The 14,200-nt window shown below is 53.1% G+C and carries 14 protein-coding genes, 2 pseudogenes and 1 riboswitch; of the genes and pseudogenes, 8 read left to right on the forward strand and 8 right to left on the reverse strand.

Annotation, left to right across the window (positions count from 1 at the left end; all coding sequences use genetic code 11):
- The first annotated feature begins 140 nt into the window (after positions 1-140).
- Positions 141-1,070 (forward strand): 1-acylglycerol-3-phosphate O-acyltransferase, YihG family, encoded by a 930-nt coding sequence (yihG, locus tag BR04_RS15635; protein ID WP_496356959.1) that lies wholly within the window; start codon positions 141-143, stop codon positions 1,068-1,070.
- A 181-nt stretch (positions 1,071-1,251) separates the two neighbouring features.
- Here the strand turns inward: yihG and BR04_RS15640 are convergent, their stop codons facing one another.
- Complete coding sequence (locus BR04_RS15640; protein WP_496356960.1) at positions 1,252-1,551, reverse strand: integration host factor subunit alpha; 300 nt, start codon at positions 1,549-1,551, stop codon at positions 1,252-1,254.
- Positions 1,552-1,970: 419 nt separating this feature from the next.
- Between BR04_RS15640 and BR04_RS15645 the strand changes: the two genes are divergently transcribed.
- Both BR04_RS15645 and BR04_RS15650 read left to right on the forward strand, forming a co-directional pair.
- On the forward strand, positions 1,971-2,474 hold the full coding sequence (locus BR04_RS15645; protein ID WP_496356961.1) for an acyl-CoA thioesterase: 504 nt from the start codon (positions 1,971-1,973) through the stop codon (positions 2,472-2,474).
- A 43-nt stretch (positions 2,475-2,517) separates the two neighbouring features.
- Complete coding sequence (locus BR04_RS15650; protein WP_496356962.1) at positions 2,518-4,191, forward strand: hypothetical protein; 1,674 nt, start codon at positions 2,518-2,520, stop codon at positions 4,189-4,191.
- Between the two features lie 19 nt (positions 4,192-4,210).
- On the opposite strand, the gene BR04_RS15655 is transcribed toward BR04_RS15650, so the two are convergent.
- The 7 genes and pseudogenes from BR04_RS15655 to BR04_RS15685 form a co-directional block, all read right to left on the reverse strand.
- On the reverse strand, positions 4,211-4,612 hold the full coding sequence (locus tag BR04_RS15655) for a fluoride efflux transporter FluC (RefSeq protein ID WP_496356963.1): 402 nt from the start codon (positions 4,610-4,612) through the stop codon (positions 4,211-4,213).
- 53 nt (positions 4,613-4,665) lie between these two features.
- Positions 4,666-5,580, reverse strand: coding sequence for a glutamate--tRNA ligase family protein (locus tag BR04_RS15660; RefSeq protein WP_496356964.1), 915 nt, complete (start codon positions 5,578-5,580; stop codon positions 4,666-4,668).
- On the reverse strand, positions 5,580-6,293 hold the full coding sequence (locus BR04_RS15665; RefSeq protein WP_496356965.1) for a hypothetical protein: 714 nt from the start codon (positions 6,291-6,293) through the stop codon (positions 5,580-5,582). The genes BR04_RS15660 and BR04_RS15665 overlap by 1 nt, the downstream gene beginning before the upstream one ends.
- A 74-nt stretch (positions 6,294-6,367) precedes the next feature.
- Entirely contained in the window at positions 6,368-7,033 is a 666-nt protein-coding gene (gene trmB, locus BR04_RS15670) for a tRNA (guanosine(46)-N7)-methyltransferase TrmB (RefSeq protein WP_496356966.1), read from the reverse strand.
- Positions 7,034-7,494: 461 nt separating this feature from the next.
- A pseudogene (locus tag BR04_RS15675) lies at positions 7,495-8,301 on the reverse strand (RNA-guided endonuclease InsQ/TnpB family protein); the annotation flags it as partial.
- Positions 8,286-8,558, reverse strand: a pseudogene (locus tag BR04_RS15680) (helix-turn-helix domain-containing protein); the annotation flags it as partial. The pseudogenes BR04_RS15680 and BR04_RS15675, both read right to left, overlap by 16 nt.
- 60 nt (positions 8,559-8,618) lie before the next feature.
- The gene (locus tag BR04_RS15685) at positions 8,619-9,230 is read right to left on the reverse strand and encodes an IS607 family transposase (protein ID WP_496356967.1); all 612 of its coding nucleotides are present in this window, start codon (positions 9,228-9,230) and stop codon (positions 8,619-8,621) included.
- Positions 9,231-9,337: 107 nt separating this feature from the next.
- Between BR04_RS15685 and BR04_RS15690 the strand changes: the two genes are divergently transcribed.
- From BR04_RS15690 to BR04_RS15710, 5 genes are all read left to right on the forward strand, one after another.
- Positions 9,338-9,748: an acyl-CoA thioesterase gene (locus tag BR04_RS15690; RefSeq protein ID WP_496356968.1), complete on the forward strand. Its 411-nt coding sequence runs from the start codon at positions 9,338-9,340 to the stop codon at positions 9,746-9,748.
- 351 nt (positions 9,749-10,099) lie between these two features.
- Positions 10,100-10,185: riboswitch (cyclic di-GMP riboswitch) on the forward strand.
- 47 nt (positions 10,186-10,232) lie between these two features.
- Positions 10,233-11,081, forward strand: a complete 849-nt coding sequence (locus BR04_RS15695; RefSeq protein ID WP_496356969.1) for a DUF6160 family protein — start codon at positions 10,233-10,235, stop codon at positions 11,079-11,081.
- Positions 11,082-11,188: 107 nt separating this feature from the next.
- Positions 11,189-12,196, forward strand: a complete 1,008-nt coding sequence (locus BR04_RS15700) for a hypothetical protein (protein ID WP_496356970.1) — start codon at positions 11,189-11,191, stop codon at positions 12,194-12,196.
- 95 nt (positions 12,197-12,291) lie between these two features.
- Positions 12,292-13,455 carry a hypothetical protein gene (locus tag BR04_RS15705; protein WP_496356971.1) on the forward strand — a complete coding sequence of 388 codons (1,164 nt, stop codon included), beginning with the start codon at positions 12,292-12,294 and terminating at the stop codon, positions 13,453-13,455.
- A 457-nt stretch (positions 13,456-13,912) separates the two neighbouring features.
- The coding region (locus tag BR04_RS15710; RefSeq protein ID WP_496356972.1) for an Rpn family recombination-promoting nuclease/putative transposase at positions 13,913-14,200 on the forward strand (288 nt) is incomplete at its 3' end.

Raw genomic sequence — 14,200 nt, forward strand, 5'->3', positions numbered from 1 at the left:
TAAAAAAAATGTCATGATTTCAGAGGAATTCTTGACCTCTTTTGAGGCCCCCTGCTATAAACACTGTTTATGCCGTAAGGGTTATCACGTCCCGTGCTGAACAATGCCTTTCCTGATTCCTGCCAAAGAAAGGATACACCATGCGCAGTCTCATCCCCCCTCCTCTGAAAGGCTGTCTTGTCATCGGGATCATGGCCCTTTCCACACTGATCCATTTCACCCCCCTGATTCTCATCGCAATGGTCAAGCTCCTGATTCCATGGCAGTTCAACCGTATCGTCTGTACCCGTGTCCTCATTGCCATCAGCACCAGCTGGGTATGTGTCAACAACGCCATCTTCTCCCTTTTTCATCGCACACAGTGGGAGGTTCGGGGCGGGAATGACCTCTCCCCCGGAGGCTGGTATCTGGTACTGTGCAACCATCAGAGCTGGGTGGATATCCTTACCCTTCAGAAAATTTGCAGCGGAAAAATTCCCTTTTTAAAATTTTTCCTGAAACAGCAGCTCATATGGGTACCCGTTATGGGGCTGGCCTGGTGGGCTCTCGATTTTCCTTTCATGAAACGCTACCGAAAAGAATACCTGCTGAAACATCCCCACAAAAAAGGCAAGGATCTGGAAGCCACCCGCAAAGCCTGCGAAAAATTCCGCACCACACCGGTTTCTGTCATGAATTTTGTGGAAGGCACCCGTTTCACGGAAGCAAAACACGAACGCCAGAAAAGCCGCTTTCAGGGACTCCTGCGCCCCAAAGCAGCAGGAACGGCCTTTGTACTGTCCGCCATGGGAGAACAGATGAACCGGATTGTGGATGTCACCATCGCCTATCCCCAGGGGATTCCGACATTCTGGCAGTTCATCTGCGGCAAGACCCGCCTCATTCGCATCCATATCCGTACCCTGCCCATCCACGAAGGACTGCGGGGGGATTATTTCAACGACAGAACCTTTCAGGCTTCCTTTCAGGAGCAGCTCAACATGCTCTGGTCGGAAAAGGAAAAACGGCTTGCCAGGATGCAGGCAGCCATCTGGCTGGATGCCGATGAAGAAAAACAGCAGGCCGCCTGACGGATCTGCACAGGTGTAAAAAATTTTTTGATTACCACCTTACCTCAGCCATGCAATCGCAGATTTTGCCCATGCGGCATTGAACCCATCGTTCCCACGCTGAAGCATGGGAACGATAGCTGAAGCAAGATGGTAATCAGAAAAAATTTTGCAGGGGCGGATCTCTCGATCCTCCCTTTTTTTAGTTGCTGTCATCACTGTTCCGGTTGATGCGGCCCCGCAAAACCGTGGAACATTTAAAGGTAACCACCTTCCGCGAATCCAGCACCATATCCATCCCCGTGGCAGGATTGCGGCCCCGCCTTGCTTCCTTTTCTTTGATGCAGAATTTACCAAAGCCACTTATCAGAACCTCATCCCTGGATTCCAGACTTCTCTTGATGATTTCAAGAAGAAGCTCCACAAGCTCCACACTCCGCCTTCTGGAAAGATCCAACTGTCCCTGAAGCGCTTCCACAATGTCATTTTTTGTCAAAGTCATTTCCATCTCCATGCGCACGGTGCCATCTGATAAAAACAGCTTCTGAATATCTTCCTTATCCGGGTACGGACTTCCCCGGCAAAAGGGAGTAAGGTATCCTGCACTCTGTCAGCAGGACATTTCACGTCTTTTCTTGCAGGAAGAAACAATAGGGAACTTTAAAAAAAAATCAAGCATAAACAGGCTTTTGCGCTAAAGTTCGTCCACAGGCTGATATATCAGATCAGTGTATGCAAAAATACGAATCTTCCCTTTTCAGAAAAAGAAAAGAGCGATTGACAAGGCTGAAAACCGGATCTTATAGTTACCGCCGAATCGCAACCGCCAGATCGCAGGTACCGGACAATCAGTGCCGGATTCAAAGGCGTCCTGCTCCGTTTGTTGCAAACATTTCCCATCCGTCCATAAGGAGATATTCCATGCAGGAAAAAAACGTAAGGGAAAGCCGCGTGATCCTTTCCCACCTCATGCTGCCGGAAGATACCAACCCGGCTGGTAACGTCCATGGTGGCGTCATCATGAAATACATCGACAATGCCGCAGGTGTTGTGGCCGTCCGCCATGCCCGCAAACTCTGCGTTACCGCCTCTGTGGACCGCCTGGATTTCTACAACCCCGTATTCATCGGTAACCTTCTCATCATCAAGGCCAGCCTCAATCTTGTGGGCAGCACCTCTGCGGAAGTGGGCGTACGCGTGGAGGCTGAGGACATTCTTACGGGTAAGGTACGCCATGTGGTTTCCGCCTATCTCACCTTCGTCGCTCTGGATGAACACATGAAACCTGCTGCCATGCCCCGTCTGATCCTCGAAAACGATGAAGAAAAAAGACGCAACCGGGAAGCCATGGATCGGCGCAGGGTACGTCTTGCGGAAAAACAAAAGGAAAAGCGTTGTCAGGACAATCCGGATCTCTGCCAATAACTTTCCGGGGCACTCCGGTGCCCCCTCCATTAGGGGAAAGTCCATGTACCCCAAAGGCCCCGCCCTTTTCATACGGCCCATACTGGTCTTCTTCATTTTTTTTACACTGTTTTTCACGCCCCCTGCCGCATCTGTCCTGGCCTCTACGCCAGCGGCCACAGGCCTCCCCCCCTCCGCCCTGGAAACGCTGAAGGATCTGCTCCTTTCCATGGAGACCCTGGAAGTCCAGATTCTGGAGAAGGAAAAGGACTACGAAAAAGCCCTGATCGAAGAACGCAAGCAGACCATCCGATCCGATCTCCGCCACCTGCTTTCCCTCAGGGATGCCTATCAGCGCGAGTTTGAATCCATTGCCACAGGTGTGGAAAAAGAAACCGGCAGCCATGCGCCCTTAAAGGCTTTCCGCCTTGAAGAAGAGCTGATGGAAGTCCTCCGGCCCCTGATCGAGAGCCTGAAGCAGATGACCTCAAGACCAAGGGAGCTGGAACGTCTGCGCAGGGACATTGCCTTTTATCAGGAGGCCCTGCCGGAAATCCGTCATGCCCTGACCCGGATCCAGGGGTTCAGGGAAAAAACCCAGGATCCCCTGCTGGAACGCCACCTCACCGACCTTCTCCGCTCCTGGCAGGAGCGGGAAAAGGAATCCCAGCGCCAGATCCGGAGACTGCGCTTCCAGCTGGAACAGAAAACGGATCCCAAAGAACCCATGCTGGTCTCCATGCAAAGGGGGCTGATCACCTTTGTCAAAACCAGGGGACGCAATCTTTTTCTGGCCTTTGCCGCCTTTGTGGGCACTTTTTTGTTTTTGCGCTTCCTCTACTGGAAATGGAGCAGCAGTCAAAAGCAGTCTCCGCCTCCCCTCCATCACCGGCTGCTTCAGGTTCTTTTCCACAGCACCACGGCCTTTGCTTCCATCAGCATGGCCCTGTTGCTGCTGTATGCCTTTGGAGACTGGATGCTGCTCAGCATTGCCCTGCTCCTGCTCATTGCCCTGGCCTGGTCCGCCCGTAACGGTATGGCCCAGTTCTGGGAACAGGGAAAACTCATCCTCAACATGGGAACCCTGAGGGAGGGGGAGCGTGTTATCCATATGGGAATCCCGTGGAAGGTGGAAAGACTGGCCCTGCACGGTATTCTCATCAATCCCGCTCTGGAAGGAGGGATGCTGCGTATCCCCCTGAAAAATCTTGTGGGCATGCAGTCCCGCCCCTTTGCACCGGAGGAACCCTGGTTCCCCAGCAGCACAAACGATATGCTGCTTCTGGATGAAGACCATCCCGCCCGCATTGTGCAGCAGACGCCTGAACAGGTTATTGCGGAACTGGAAGGTGGCGGCCTCCGTACCTGGCCTGCGGTGACTTTCATGGAACAGGCCCTTCCCAATCTCAGCAGAAAAGGCTTCGGCATCCAGTGCGTGCTGAGACTCGACTACGCCCATCATGGGGAAAGTACGGCCATCCTGCCCGAAAAACTGAAAACCTTCATGGAAGCCGTACTGGCCGCAGACCCTGCCGGGAAGCACCTGAAAACCCTGGAGACCGCCTTCATGAAGGCCACAGACTCTTCTCTGAATATCCGGGTCTTTGCAGTCTTCTTTCCGGAGGCAGCCAGGGAGTATCTCCATCTGAAACGGCTTCTGGAAAAAGGCTGTGTGGATGCCTGCTCCCGTTTCGGCTGGCACATTCCCTTTCCCCAGCTTACGGTACACAGAAGATAGAATCAGAAAAACACCCGACTTACCCGAAAAGCCTGCCGAAGGCATAGCCCAGATACAGGGCCATCAGTCCCAAAAAATTCTGCCCTGCCATGTTGAGAACAAATTTCAGCCATTCTCCGTGATGCACAAGACCTGCACACTCAAAGATAAAGGTGGAAAAGGTGGTGAAAGCCCCCATAAAGCCAACCAGCAGCACCACCCTGAAGGCTTCAGGAATCAGGTTTCTTTCCTCCGCCAGCACCCAGACCAGACCGAAAAGAAAACAGCCCAGCAGATTGACAAAGGCCGTACCCCAGGGAAAAGCCCTGCCAACAAGCCAGTAAACGCCGGAGGAAAGCCCATAACGGCAGAGACTGCCCAAAGCACCCGCCAGCATAATGAGACCCGTTTTTTGCAAAACCGCTCCTGCGGTCTCCATCATAACTCCCTCCCGACCCCATCCCCATATCGCCTGCACGCTCCCAATGCCTTCCTTCAAAAGCTGTACAGCGTCCCTTTTTTCTCCGAAGCCTCCCCAAAAGCCTCCTGAAGATCCTTCAGGCTGCCCATGGAAAGAGAGGACGGCAGGCCCAGAAAATCCGCAACAAAACGCCATACCCCCAAAGGAGACTGTCCCGCCTCCCGCATATCCGACAGGGCATAGGCCCCCCTGGACTTGGAAAGCTTCTCCCCGCCTTTCCCGAGAACCAGCCCATGATGCCGGAAGGCAATGGCCCCAAAGGCATTCAGATCCAGCATCCTCGCAAGAAAAATCTGAGCGGCTGTAGACGGAAACAGATCTTCTCCCCGGATGACCAGGGTAACGCCCATGGACACATCTTCCAGCACAGAGGCCAGGTGGTAGGCGGCCAGATTTTCCTTGCGCCAGAGCACAAAATCCCCGAAAGCCTCATCCAGACGGAAAGTCCGGTTCCCGACACAAATTTCTGTGTTCGCAGGAACCCGCAGGCGCAGAGCGGTTTTTCCCGGCTCAAGTCTGTGTCCCGCTGTCCGGCAAAATCCGGGATAAACCCCGTCCCCCACCGCACGGGCAATACTTTTTCTGGAACAGGTACAGGCATAGACCCGCTTCTTTTCCATCAGGGGGAAAAGGGCCTGAGAATACAACTCCATGCGCTGCATCAGGGAGAAACGGGCATAAAAATCCTCAGGCCCCGATGGCCCTGCATCCCAGTCCAGCCCCAGCCAGTCCAGGGAAAAAAAAATATCCTCCACCACCTCAGGGCGACAGCGGATACCATCCATATCATCAATGCGCAGGTGCAGACGCCCGCCGCCCTGGCGTACCACAAGCCAGGTGAGGATAAAATTCAGGGCGTTGCCCAGATGCAGAAAACCGCTGGGCGTCGGTGCCAGTCGGGAAACAGGGGGGACGGAGAAGGCCTGCATCAGCCCTTTTCCTCCAGAAGGGGCGTCTTTTTTTCAAGGCCGCGCTGGGCACGCAGGAGAAGCTCCTCCAGACTGTCACCCGGCCTGTAGACACTGACAGCCCAGAAAAGCTCCGGATCTCCATCCACTTCTTCCCGAAGAAGACGGGCAGCGATGCGCCGGGACAGAATCTCGGCGTCTTCCATACCCCCCTCCACCAGAATGGCCGCATGGTGAAGATCCACGGGCATAAGATAATCCGTAAGCCGGATCTCTTCCCGGATCAGAACCAGAATCCGGGAACGCAGTGCCCCTTTCCGCTTTTCTTCCTGGATCCTGCCCGGCTCCTTCCGGCCCTGCCAGCGGCCATACAGGATGGCAAAGGATCGCCCTTCCCGGCGTTGACGGTAAACGGCCTGAGCAAAGGCATGGCTGATGGAACCTTCGGGGGGAAGACAGCTTCCCTCAGCTTCCCTTTCCTCCCAGCCCAGCATCCGGAAAAGACAGAGGGCCAGAAAGGAAAAAGACAGAGCCACAAGACCGTTGCGTGAAAAAATCCAGATCAGAGTCCCCGCACTGGGAAGATCCTCCCCGCCAAGGCTCCCCGCATCCCGGAGACCTTCCAGAAGGTGCAGCACTTCCGCCGCTGTCCAGAAATGACTGGCCCCAAAACTCAGCACAAGAATCCAGAAAGCCCAGCCCCAGGATCCCATCCGAAGAAAAAATGCTGCCATACTGCCTCTCCTTCCCTGCCCCGTCTCCGCCTCAAGGCATCCCCAGGGCCTTTCATGAACCCGGCATTTCCTGTTCAGGCAAGGCAGAATTCCATGAATTTTACCGTAGCGCCCTTCTTGCAGAACTCCAGCTCAAAATGGCTTTTCACCCCTACAATATCCGGATCCCGGATATCGGAACTGTGCAGATCCGGAGTCGCCCTGCACAGCCTGGCCCCGGCCCCGGCCAGATGCTCCAGGGTAAAGGCATAAAGTCCGTCATGATCCGTCTTGCAGCGGATCATGCCTCCGGGTTTCAGAAAGGACCGGTACAGATTCAGGAAACGGGGAGAGGTCAGCCGCTTGCTTCCCGTCAGGTTCCCCGGAATGGGGTCGGGAAAGGGAATCCAGATGGCTTCCGCAAAATTTTCCGGAAAATAGGCGGGCAGATGGTCGATACGTGCCCGTACGAAAAAAACATTGTCCAGCCCCTTTTCCGCAGCCCGGCTTGCACCAACCCACAGCCGGTCGGACTTCAGATCCACACCAATAAAGGTTTTGTCCGGATACCGCTCCGCCAGACTCACCGTATACTCCCCCTTGCCGCAGCCCAGCTCCAGCACAACGGGCCGTCCCGGCTCCAGAAGCGTATCCGGCCACCGGGGTTCCAGCATAACGGGATGCACACCCTTCAGTTTCGGAAAAAAAACCCGATCCATCTGGTGCACATCCCTGTAACGGAAACTTTTTTTCCTTCCCACGTACTCGGCTCCTGTGTGTTACCCTTCGTCAAATTTGATGACCACCCTGCCTCAGCTATCAATCCCATACTCCCATCATCCCTACCGTTCCCACGCTCCCCTCTCCCTATCGTTCCCATGCTCCAGCGTGGGAACGCACTACCGGGCGCTCCTGCGCCCAAAGCCAGTATCCCCGGATATCCCGGTATTCCCACACTCTCCGGCGGCCAAAACAGCCCTTCCACACGGCAAAGCTCTTAGCAGAATATCCCGGCCATGAAAAGCAGGGGCTTCCTTATCTGAGAGACAAGGGTAAGGATGGGGCATTGACAGGACGGATTCCGGCTGTTAGGCATGTTTTCCGTTCTGCCAGACCTGCCCAAATCTCCCCATAGGTAGCTTTGGCGCTGACTTCCTGTTTCCCTGAGGCTGGTTTCACCCCTGCCTTGCGGCAAAGGCCAGAGCCTTCCTCTCCACAGGCTTTAAGATCCGGCGGAACTCGCCGTACTGTGAACTGCAAGGTTTTTCAAATTGAGGGCCGCATTGACATCCCGGTCATGGGACATCCCGCATTCCGGACAGATCCATGACCGAGCTGAAAGGGGCAGCTTTTCAAGCCTGTGACCGCAGCCGGAACAGGTTTTGCTGCTGGCAAACCAGCGATCCGCAACCTTCACAAGACCGCCACGCATTTCCGCCTTGTAGGTAATCTGGCGGCGGAACTCGAAAAAACTCATGTCGCTGATGGAGCGGGCCAGCTTGTGGTTTTTCATCATGCCCTTCACGTTCAGATCTTCCACCACAAGGGTATCGAACCTGCGGGTGAGGGAAGATGTGAGTTTGTGCAGGGCATCGTTTCGGATATTGCGGATTCTGGCATGGATACGACTAAGCTTTCTCCTGGCCTTGTTGCGGTTTGCAGAGCCTTTTTCTTTTTTGCTCAAAGACTTTGAAAGGCGTTGCAGACGTTTCAGAAGGGCGGTATGGGCCTTGGGGCCTTCAATCTTTTCTCCCGTGGAAAGGCTTGCCAGTGTGGATATGCCAAGATCAACACCCACAGCGCCTTGGTTTTCGGCGGGGGGAAGGTGGTCGGGCTTAGAGATCTCCACGGTGATGCTGACAAACCATCTGTCCGCCACACGGGAGACGGTGGCAGACAGGATCTTTCCGGTGAAACGAAGCTCTTCCCGCATTCTCACCCAGCCAAGAAGCGGAATGCGGATCTTTTTTTCTTTAACGGTGAACTGATCGTTGGTGATGCTGAAGCGGTCGTTCACGCCCTTTTTGCGGAAGGTCGGATTTGGGTACGACCCGTAAAGAAATTTTTAAACGCTTCGCCAAGCTGGATAATGGCCATCTGCGGAGCGCATTTGGTGACTTCCGCCATCCATGGGAAATTCGTATGTTTGATAGCGTTCAAGTCCCGGCGCAGGGACATCTGGGAGGGGTTGGGAAGGCCTGGGTCTTCTTTCCATGCCGCATACTGTTTGCTCCACTGATCCAAAGCCCAGTTATAGGCAAAACGGGCCGTACCCGCAGCACGGGCAAAGTAGTTTTCCTAGACGTTGTTGGGATCAAGGGCAATCTTATGGGCAATGAGCATGGCTTACTCCACAGCCTTTTTCAGGTTTTCGAGAAGTTTCTTATTCTTCCGGGATCTGCTTCCATAGAGTCTTGCGGAAAAAACGGTGATGATTTCCAGAACATCCCTGGCAAGGTCTTCTTCAAAACTTGTATCTTCTCCTTGATTAAGGATGACCACCTCCACCTCTTTGGCTTCGCAGATGGCAAAAATCAGTTCCGCGCCAAAACGGAGCAGGCGGTCTTTGTGGGTGAGAACAAGGCGGCCAATGCTGCCTTCAAGGATGGCCTCGATGAGCTTTTTCAACCCCTTTTTCTGATAATTCATGCCGGAGCCAAGGTCGGAGAGAATCTCAAAAGTCCAGCCCTGCCGGGCGCAGTACATTTCAAGAACCTGCTTCTGCCTTTCAAGATCCTCCTTCTGGTCATGGCTGGACACACGGGCATAGGCCAGGGTGCGGCGGGTGTCCGACGGGGCATGAAAAAGTTCAGGCTTCAGGGCTGCAAGATCATAGCGCCGATGCCCGGAACTGGTTCTCTCCGGCGTGATGCGGCCTTCAGCTTCCCACCGTCTCAGGGTGGGGATGGAGACACCTAAAACTTCTGCGGCTTTGCCGATGGGAACAAGTCTATTCATAATGATAAGAATAGATGAGATTTAATTAGATATCAATAGGACAGTTAAAAGCCCCAGGCCGGAAGGCCATGGGCTTTTCCGAAAACCCCTTAAAAACGAGGCTTCCCATGAAAGGTGTTCCCGTCATCCGTATCCGAGGATACCACACAGACCTCTATGGCCATGTCAACAATGCCCGTTACCTTGAATTCCTTGAAGAAGGCCGGTGGCGGCTGTTTGAAGATTTCATGGATCTTGAGACCTTTATCGGAAAGGGCTTTTCCTTTTTTGTGGTCAATATCAATATCAGTTACAGACGTTCCATCGAACTGAATGAGACCATAGAAATCCGCTCCGGTATCCTGAAATACGGCAAGCGCTCCGCCGTACTGCGCCAGAAGATTTTTCTGAAGGATACGGACACCCTCTGCGCAGAGGCCGATGTCACCTTTGTGGTACTCGAAACATCAGGAAACCACGCCCTGCCCCTCACCGGAGACATCCGTGACAGGCTGTCTCCCCTGCCCCTCCTCCCCTAGCCCCATCCCCCTGTTCTGTTCCGGTGCGGGGGGATCTGAACCCCGAACCCCGGGGAATCCCGCCGGAAAAAATCATGTTTTTTAAAAATAAACACTGTTCCAAACCTTAAAAATCAATACCTTATAAAAAAAATCCCCTCACCTGTTTTTTTTTGAAAAAAACCCCTTGACAGGCAAAGTCTGTTGCGTGTACTTTGTGACCCATCAGAAACACTGTTCACACAGAAAAGCAGACAAAACAGAGCGACACAAAATTTTTCTCCCTGAGAAAAACAAAGTTCGCAAAAGAAATCTGGCGACATCATGAAGATTCAAGTCCTTCATGACGCATCATAAACGCTCAGTACCGCCTCTGTTCAAAGCCAAACTCCGGGTAACCGGAGGACGGAAAGCCTACGGGTCCGCAAGATTGTCTTTCGGATGGCCGGGTTACCTCAGGCGAACGCCTCTCCAAAACCTTATTTTTCACCAGGAGGATGTTCGTATGAAACGCAATTTCGGTAAAAAACTCATCGTCGCTGCCGCCCTCTGCTGCCTTCCCTTCTCCGCTATGGCCCTGGAAGCCATGGATGACAGCACCCTTGGTGCCGTTACCGGTCAGGCCGGTGTGAGCATTGCTCTGGACGATGTGGTACTCTACATGAAAGCTGCTGATGTCACTTATATTGACACCAACGGATTTGGCAAAGCTAGCGAAGCTGGCATCAAGCTGGAACACAGCGGTTCCAAGCTTCTGACTTTAGGTGCCATTCTTGACGGAAGCACATATGGCATAACGGAAATCAATCATGCATTTTTCCAATACGAAGATACGAATGGTGACTGGCAAACACACGAAAAATATACTGACATAGTTGATAAAATTGGTATTTTTGATAGTGCTGAGGATGCTGGAACCGCTCTTGCCCAAGAGGCAGTTAACTCAATGGCAACAGGGGCTCTTACTTACGGCTCCACAAACGGCGCCACAGGAAACTTTAAAAACGGTATCTCCCCTCTGACCATTGATATTGGTGAATGTGAAGCCCTGACAAAGGGCTGGCTGTATAACACGAATAATGGAGAAACTGAAGTTAACCTCTCAGGAACTTCGTCTATGGCAATCGGTACAGCTAAAGGCAACTACGTGGCTGGTGTGGTGATCGGTTTGCCTACCGTAGAAATCAAAACTTACTATGAAAATGATAGCAAAGCTGTGAAGCTTACCGGTGTAAAATCATTTGATACTGCCAATAAAGCGATCAATAACGATCATGAATTCATTACCATCCAGAAGTCCGGTTCCTCCACCCTCGCCATCCTCGGTGGTCGCCTGGAAATCGCTCCCCACTAAAACTTCCGGCTTGAATTCTGAAAAAGCCTGAACACTCATGAAGCCCCCCTCTCTCCCAGGGAGGGGGGCTTTGTACGACAAAAGCCTTACCGGGGATAACGACCACCATGAAAGCCTTTGTCCTCTCCCTTACTGTCCTCTTCTGCCTCAGTATCTGCGCCGCACATCGCAGCGAAGCCCTGCAAGCGATGACGGATGCGGATCTTTCTGCCTGCACGGCCCAGGCAGGCATGGACATGGCGGTTGCGGATCTGGTGGTTTATCACCATATGGACAGCCTTTCCTTCATCAGCAAACAAAAAATCGATGAAGACACCACAATTTCCACCCCCCTCACCCTTAGCAATACAAAAAGCCTTCTTACCCTCAATGCAGGCATTGAAGACATCAATAAAAATGATTTCATTGATCCCATCACCTTTGACATCGGTATGCTTTCCGATCTGGGCACACTGTACCGGACGGGGGAAGATCCCTTTGCCGCAACAACCATCTGGCCTTCCGATGTGCTGGATCGGCCCGTGATTGCCCTCCGCGCTCCGGACTGGGAAAGAAACCTTGAAATCCGCAACAGTGGTATTTCTTTAAACGGTACGGATCTTGGCTCTTTCTCCCTTCAGGGGAGTAAAATGCAAGGCTGGGAACTTTTTCTCGCCGCAGGCCAGATCTATGAAAACGATCCCTCCCGCGAAGCGGGCATGGATTTTGAATTTGCCTTTCACAAGCACATTGACGCCTTCACTTACAGCCCTTCCGAAAGTCAGACCCTTTCCTTTCAAAATATTTATTTCTCTGAAAATATGATTTTTTCCAGACTGGATCCGGATAACCCAGATTCTGAAATTACGGGGGTGACAAGTGCCTCCGGCTTCTTCCGCCTGGGCAATATGCGGGAGGGCAAACCCCTCTCCATTGATATGGGCGTGACCGACGAGGGCAGAAGCGAAGCCACCCCCGTCCTGAGGCTGGATCTCAAAGAGGCCAGCGGTTCCTTTGCCATCGCCAGTATTCAGGATACTTCCACAGGAACAGAGCGCAACTTCGGCCCCCTCATTGCCCAGGGCATTAAAATCCATCACATGGTGGTCGAATTTCCAGGACGGAATTTTCCATGAAAATCACCGCCTTCTCCCTTCTGAAAAAAAATCTTCCCGGAAGACCCCTTCCCTGTGCATCCTCTTCGTCTTTCCGTACAGAAAAAGGATTTTCCATGAAACCCTTTCTCCTTCCCCTTTTCAGCCAGATGCTTCCCCTGCTCTTTTCCCTGGGCCTGATCTGTATGCTTACCCTCTTTTCCGCCCGTCCTGCTTCCGCCAGTATCCTCGGATTTCGTGACGGTTTTTTCAGCGACGAGGAAGTGCTGCACGAAGGGGAGGTGGAGACAGGCATTTTCAGCTTTTGTGATGATCAGGAGACAATGGGGGCAGACCCCATCCCCAGAAAAAAGGAGGTTCCCGCCTCCAATCTTCTCCAGGCCAGAGCCTCACGGGATGGAACACCTTCCCCTCCCATCGCACCCATCCTGCTTTCCATGACCCGGCCCGCTTTCATTCCCAGGCCCGCCCCCTCCCTTGCCCCCAGCCAGCCCAGCCTCAAGGCCCGTCCGGAAGCCACCCTTCTGGCCCGGCCTGCTGCGCTTCAGGAGGAAAAAAGCCCATCGTCCCTGCTGCTTAGCGATACAGCTGACAACCCGCCCGCGAGCCTGCTCCTTGCCGAAGCTCCGGTTCTGCAAAGCCTGTCGGATCACGATCTCGGGGATGTCACCGCAGGCTCCATCGTCAATTTCTCCATGGATACAGCCAAAAATTACGCCAGAATGGATCTGGATGTGTACATCGAAACCCACATGGAAATCGAAAAGTTCCGGGCAGGGTATCACAAAACGGAAAGTGGGGACGGCTGGGATCAGAGCTGGGACAAGGTGCGCCTTTATGGAAATAATGCTAGCGACTACTTCAAAGCCTACGGCCTGACCCTGGTGGCGGAATATGACGGTACGGGAGACAACCGCAAACTTGCCCGCATCCTCTTTGGCTCACCCCAGGTTTCGGGCAAGATGACGGCTACATTCAACAGTTTTTCCGGTGTGGTGGGAGACAACGTGGTGGTAGGCAACAATACTTTCTCTGATAATGGAAAAAATCCCTACCGTACAGATCTTGGCGAGAAGACAATCTCTTTTACCGGGCCGGATCAGGGGCTCTTTCTGGGCTTAACCCTTGGAAATATTAACAAAGATGAATTTGGCGCTCTCCTTACCTCCCAAACTGCCAATCCGCATCCCGGCTTTGCCATTTTTGCAGGAAAACCCTTAAACGATATTCTGAACGCAGGCCGTTCGGACTGGTGGAACAGAAGTCCCGGAAACCTGTAAACGCAATAAAAGGATGCCCCCATACGCGAGACTCTCGTTCCCCCCTCTACACTGAAGACTCCGCCCCCCCGTCCGGTCTACCCCTCACAGAAAAAACACTTTTTGATTACCACCTTACCTCAGCTATCGTTCCCATGCTCCAGCGTGGGAACGCCCTACCGGGCGCTCCTGCGCCCAGGGCCAGTATCTTCGGGAATTCCTTCTCCAGGAACCGGATATTGTCGAAGCGCCGGGACGATCCAGGCCAAAACATGGAGCGCATCCGGTTTCTGAATGCCATACAGGCGTTTGGGGCATGACAGTGTTTCGGGATTCAAGACGCTGGAGCGTCTTTAAGATGCATTCCCACGCTGGAGCGTGGGAACGATGGGTTCAATGCTGCATGGCTGAGCCAGGGTGGTAATCAGAAAACACTTTTTCATTCCCGCCAAAATCCTTTTTCTGCTATGGTTTTTCCATGAAAAATGACCACAATCCCCACGATACGGGATACAAACTCTTTTTTTCTCATCCGGAAATGGTTCGGGATCTTCTCTGCGGTTTTGTGAAAGAAGACTGGGTGCATGAAATTGACCTCGATACCCTGGAACCGGTTTCCACAGCCTACATCACCGAAGACATGCGCACCCGCCACAGCGACACCGTATGGAGGGTGCGGTTCAGGGGAAAATGGCTCTACCTCTATCTGCTGCTTGAGTTTCAGTCCTCGGATGACTATTTTATGGGCGTACGCCTCATGGTGTAT

This window comes from Desulfobotulus sapovorans DSM 2055, from assembly GCF_059569355.1.

Coding starts and splice junctions, on each gene's coding strand:
- BR04_RS15700 (WP_496356970.1), top strand. CDS start 11,189: ATGAAAGCCTTTGTCCTCTCCCTTACTGTCCTCTTCTGCCTCAGTATC.
- BR04_RS15685 (WP_496356967.1), bottom strand. CDS start 9,230: ATGAATAGACTTGTTCCCATCGGCAAAGCCGCAGAAGTTTTAGGTGTC.
- BR04_RS15690 (WP_496356968.1), top strand. CDS start 9,338: ATGAAAGGTGTTCCCGTCATCCGTATCCGAGGATACCACACAGACCTC.
- BR04_RS15655 (WP_496356963.1), bottom strand. CDS start 4,612: ATGATGGAGACCGCAGGAGCGGTTTTGCAAAAAACGGGTCTCATTATG.
- BR04_RS15665 (WP_496356965.1), bottom strand. CDS start 6,293: ATGGCAGCATTTTTTCTTCGGATGGGATCCTGGGGCTGGGCTTTCTGG.
- BR04_RS15660 (WP_496356964.1), bottom strand. CDS start 5,580: ATGCAGGCCTTCTCCGTCCCCCCTGTTTCCCGACTGGCACCGACGCCC.
- BR04_RS15695 (WP_496356969.1), top strand. CDS start 10,233: ATGAAACGCAATTTCGGTAAAAAACTCATCGTCGCTGCCGCCCTCTGC.
- BR04_RS15645 (WP_496356961.1), top strand. CDS start 1,971: ATGCAGGAAAAAAACGTAAGGGAAAGCCGCGTGATCCTTTCCCACCTC.
- BR04_RS15650 (WP_496356962.1), top strand. CDS start 2,518: ATGTACCCCAAAGGCCCCGCCCTTTTCATACGGCCCATACTGGTCTTC.
- yihG (WP_496356959.1), top strand. CDS start 141: ATGCGCAGTCTCATCCCCCCTCCTCTGAAAGGCTGTCTTGTCATCGGG.
- BR04_RS15640 (WP_496356960.1), bottom strand. CDS start 1,551: ATGACTTTGACAAAAAATGACATTGTGGAAGCGCTTCAGGGACAGTTG.
- BR04_RS15705 (WP_496356971.1), top strand. CDS start 12,292: ATGAAACCCTTTCTCCTTCCCCTTTTCAGCCAGATGCTTCCCCTGCTC.